Source organism: Bacteroidota bacterium, assembly GCA_039714315.1.
In the GTDB taxonomy this organism is placed as follows: domain Bacteria; phylum Bacteroidota; class Bacteroidia; order Flavobacteriales; family JADGDT01; genus JADGDT01.
Genome location: JBDLJM010000245.1, coordinates 1 through 2657 on the forward strand (window position 1 = coordinate 1; position 2657 = coordinate 2657).

The 2657-nt window shown below is 37.0% G+C and carries 2 protein-coding genes; both read left to right on the plus strand.

Annotated elements, in window-relative coordinates; all coding sequences use genetic code 11:
• Positions 1 to 746, plus strand: a 746-nt coding sequence (sufC, locus tag ABFR62_13985; protein MEN8139528.1) for a Fe-S cluster assembly ATPase SufC, incomplete at its 5' end; no start/stop codon positions are given.
• Positions 747 to 838: 92 nt separating this feature from the next.
• Entirely contained in the window at positions 839 to 2146 is a 1308-nt protein-coding gene (gene sufD, locus ABFR62_13990; GenBank protein ID MEN8139529.1) for a Fe-S cluster assembly protein SufD, read from the plus strand.
• The last annotated feature ends 511 nt before the right edge of the window (positions 2147 to 2657 follow it).

Sequence of the window (2657 nt, forward strand, 5' to 3'; positions counted from 1 at the left end):
TAAAAGACATAAAAGCCTCAGTTGAAGGCAAAGAGATATTAAAAGGTTTGAACCTGGAAATAAAACCGGGTGAGATTCATGCTATAATGGGACCAAACGGTGCCGGAAAAAGTACACTAAGTTCTGTTATTGCCGGGAAAGAAAAGTTTCATCTCGACGGTGGTTCAATAGAATTTCAGGGAGAAGTAATAAATGAATTGGCTCCGGAAGAAAGAGCCAACAAAGGAATATTCATGTCTTTCCAGCATCCTATAGAGATTCCGGGAGTTACTGTTACTAATTTTATTAAGGCAGCTGTAAATGCAAAAAGAGCTGCACATGGCGAGGAAGATATGTCTCCGGCTGAAATGCTAAAGCTTATCAGGGAAAAATCAGCACTACTCGAATTAGACCGTAAATTTCTTTCACGCTCTTTAAACCAGGGATTCTCCGGTGGAGAAAAGAAAAGAAATGAAATTTTCCAAATGGCCATGTTAGAGCCGACACTGGCAATACTTGACGAAACAGATTCAGGATTGGATATTGACGCTTTACGTATTGTTGCTAATGGAGTTAACAGACTTAAATCTCCCGAGCGCTCTGCAATTATTATTACTCACTATCAAAGATTACTTGACTATATCATTCCCGATTTCGTCCACGTTCTTTACGATGGAAAAATTGTAAAATCAGGGGGTAAAGAATTAGCTCTTGAGCTTGAGGAAAAAGGTTACGACTGGATTAAGGCTGAAATGGAAAGTAAATAATTTGTTGCTAGTTATACTGGTTACTAGATAATAGTTGTGCTTTTAACAAGCAACAGGCAACCAGCAACAGGCAACCAGCAACAAAAAATAAAATGAGTTTAAAAGAAAAAATAATTTCTACATATAAAGCTTTGGGAGAGGCTGTTTCAGACGAATCAAGAATTGCCGAAATGAAAAAACAGGCAATTGAATTGTTCGATACTAAAGGCTTCCCAACCCTTAAAGATGAAGACTGGAAATACACCAGCCTGAAATCATTATTAAAAACAGATTACTGTATTGTTTCTGCCGAAAATAATGATGTAGAACTTAAAGATATTGAAGAATACTTTATCGATATCAATAGTTATAGAGTTGTTTTAGTAGATGGGTATTTTAACACGAATCTTTCAGATATAGCCTCAGATAAAATTATTATTTCATCTATGAGGGATGCTGTTGTAAAATATCCTGAATTAGTACACTCGCATCTGACAAAAATAGCTCCCAACGATAAAAGTATGGTTGCTTTAAATACAATCGCACATGCTGACGGAGTATATATAAATATACCAAACAACACAATTCTCGACAAACCAGTTCAGGTACTGCACATTGCTACAGGTATTTCAGGTGAGACAATGCTGAATCCGAGAAACCTTATTGTTGTTGGTAAAAATGTTGAAGCTAAACTTATAGAGCGTCACCAGAGCATCACAGAAAACGAAATACTGACAAATTCTGTTACCGAAATTTCTGTTGAACAGAATTCTCACTATTACCATTACAAGCTTCAAAACGATAATGATAATGCAAATTTAATCGACAATACGTTTGTCAGCCAAAACGCATATAGCAACGCTTATGTTGATACATTCTCATTTGGTGGAAATCTGACCAGAAACAACCTTGCATTTTACCTTAATGAAGAAAATGCTGTGGCTAACATGGATGGAATTTCACTTTTGAATAAAAATCAACATGTCGACAACTTTACTTTTGTCAACCACAAGGTACCAAACTGCGATAGCCACGAATTGTATAAAGGAATTTACGACGATTCATCAAAAGGTGTGTTCACGGGGATGATTCTTATAAACAAAGATGCCCAAAACACCAATGGCAATCAGCAAAATAACAATTTACTGTTATCGGAAAAAGCACAAATAAATGCCAAGCCCCAGTTAGAAATCTACGCTGACGATGTAAAAGCATCTCACGGATGTACTATCGGGCAACTCGACGATGAGGCCTTGTTCTTTATGCGTACACGTGGTATCGCTAAAAAAGACGCCAAGGCTATGTTGACATATGCTTTTGCAAGCGAAGCCCTGGAAAATGTAAAAATTGAAGGATTAAAAACGCACATCAATAAATTAATTGCCGGAAAATTAGGTGTTGATTTAGAGTTTGGAGAATAAACAAAACGTAGCAACATATTATTAAAAGTCTCAAAATTTATTTTTTGGGACTTTTTTTATTTTTTTTTGGGCGTATCCCTGTTGTCAGGATTACTCTTTCGGATTCCCTCAGTAAAAATTCCCGGCAACAGGGTCGGGCTTTCGCCTTTACTCCTCGCCGGATTCCTTCGACTTTCTCTCAACTTCCCCCGACTACGCACGCGAACCACCGCTCGGAAACCACGCTCAGGAACCCGCCTGTGGGGTATCGGCTCTATCCCTTACGCATTTAGATAAATGCCAAAAAAGAGAAATCCTTTTCTTTTTTTTGGCATTTTCAAAATGAAAGCATTGGGATGCGAAGCAATCCCTTACGCTTTTAGATAAATGCCAAAAGAGATAAATCCTTTTCTTTTTTTTTGGTATTTTCAAGATGAAAGCATTGGGATGCGAAGCAATCCCTTACGCAAATGCAAAATTTAAGTTAAAAAGAAAATTAAGATATTTTTTTTCGGACAATAAATATACTTTT

What these genes read in the sequence shown, in the direction of transcription:
- sufD (MEN8139529.1), top strand. Translation starts at nt 839, where the DNA reads ATGAGTTTAAAAGAAAAAATAATTTCTACATATAAAGCTTTGGGAGAG.